General features: G+C 69.9%; 1 protein-coding gene. It reads right to left on the bottom strand.

Annotated elements, in window-relative coordinates; all coding sequences use genetic code 11:
- Positions 1-1,826 (bottom strand): type I polyketide synthase (locus tag B082_RS39365; RefSeq protein WP_037711398.1); only part of this gene is annotated, 1,826 nt, incomplete at both ends.

Raw genomic sequence — 1,826 nt, forward strand, 5'->3', positions numbered from 1 at the left:
CAGTCCACATGCGACGACGGGGCCCCCACGTGCAAGGACTGCGGCAGAGTCCCGTTCCGCATCGCCAGAATCATCTTCATGACACCCGCGACACCAGCCGCAGCCTGCGTGTGACCGATGTTCGACTTGATCGAACCCAGCCACAACGGCTGACCGACAGGCCGATCCTGACCATACGTAGCCAACAGCGCCTGCGCCTCGATCGGGTCACCCAGCTTCGTACCCGTACCGTGCGCCTCCACCGCATCCACCTCAGCGGCCGACAGACCAGCAGTCGCCAACGCCTGCCGAATCACCCGCTGCTGCGACGGACCATTCGGCGCCGTCAGACCATTCGACGCACCATCCTGATTCACCGCACTGCCCCGCACCACCGCCAGCACCTGGTGGCCGTTGCGCTGCGCGTCGGACAGGCGCTCCAGGACCAGGACGCCTACGCCCTCGCCCCAGCCCGTACCGTCCGCATCCTCCGAGAACGCCTTGCACCGACCGTCCCCGGCAAGACCCCCCTGCTTCTCGAACTCGATGAAGGCACCCGGCGTCGACATCACCGTCACACCACCGGCCAGCGCAAGATCGCACTCACCCGACCGCAGCGCCTGCGCGGCAAGGTGCATGGCCACCAGCGACGACGAGCACGCCGTATCGATCGTGACCGCCGGACCTTCGAGACCCAGCGCGTAGGAGACCCGCCCCGACAGCACACTGCCCGAGCTGCCCGTACCGCCGTAACCGTCACCCGACTCACCGGTCAGGCCGAGCAGCGCCGGGTAGTCCTGGCCGTTCGTCCCCGCGAAGACGCCGACCGGGAGCCCCTTCAGCGAGTACGGGGCGATGCCCGACCGCTCCAGCGACTCCCACACGACCTCCAGCAGCAGCCGCTGCTGCGGGTCCATGGCAAGCGCCTCACGCGGCGAGATCCCGAACAGAGCGGCATCGAAATCCGCCACGCCTTCGACGAATCCGCCGACCCGGGCGTAGTCGCCGCCGGCGAGGCCGATCTGTTCCCAGCCACGGTCGGCGGGGAAGCCGCCCAGCGCGTCGGTGCCCTCCGCGAGCAGCCGCCACAGCTCCTCCGGGGAGTTCGCACCACCGGGGAAGCGGCAGCCCATACCCACCACGACCACCGGGTCATCGCCCACAGCCTGGCGCACCGGCACCACACCCGGTGCCACCGGCTCCTCGTCCGATCCGAAGAGCCGGGACAGCAGTTCGTCGGTCAGTGCCTCGACGGACGGGAAGTCGAAGACCAGCGTCGAGGGCAGTTTCAGCCCCGAGGCCGTGGTCAGGGCGTTGCGGAGTTCCACCGCCATCAGCGAATCGAGGCCCAGGTCACGGAAGGCCGTGGACACTCCGACGGCCGTCGAGTCCTCGAATCCCAGCACCGTCGAGGCCAGGCCCCGTACGGTCTCCATGAACTTCGCCCGGCGGGCGGCGGGTGCAAGACCGGCGAACCGCTCCCTCAGCTCCCCGGCAGCCGTGCGCGGTTCGGTCGTGGTGGTGCTGCGCGGTGCGACCTCGTCCCACAGACGGTTCGCACGCAGCGCGGTCATCCCGGGGACGAAGCGCTCCCAGTCCACATCCGCGACCGTCACACAACCCGACGCCGAACCAAGGACGTTGAGCGCGGTGTCGGGGTCGAGCGGTCGTACGCCGCCACGGCCCATCCGGGCCAGGACGGTGGCGTCGTCCGCCATCCCGCCCTCCGCCCACGGCCCCCACCCGATCGAAGAACCGGCCAGACCCTGCGCACGCCGGTACTCCACCAACCCGTCCAGCGCCGCATTCGCCGCCGCGTACGCACCCTGCCCCGCACCACCCCACAC

The sequence above is a fragment of the Streptomyces sp. ATexAB-D23 genome, from assembly GCF_000373645.1.
Lineage (GTDB): Bacteria > Actinomycetota > Actinomycetes > Streptomycetales > Streptomycetaceae > Streptomyces > Streptomyces castrisilvae.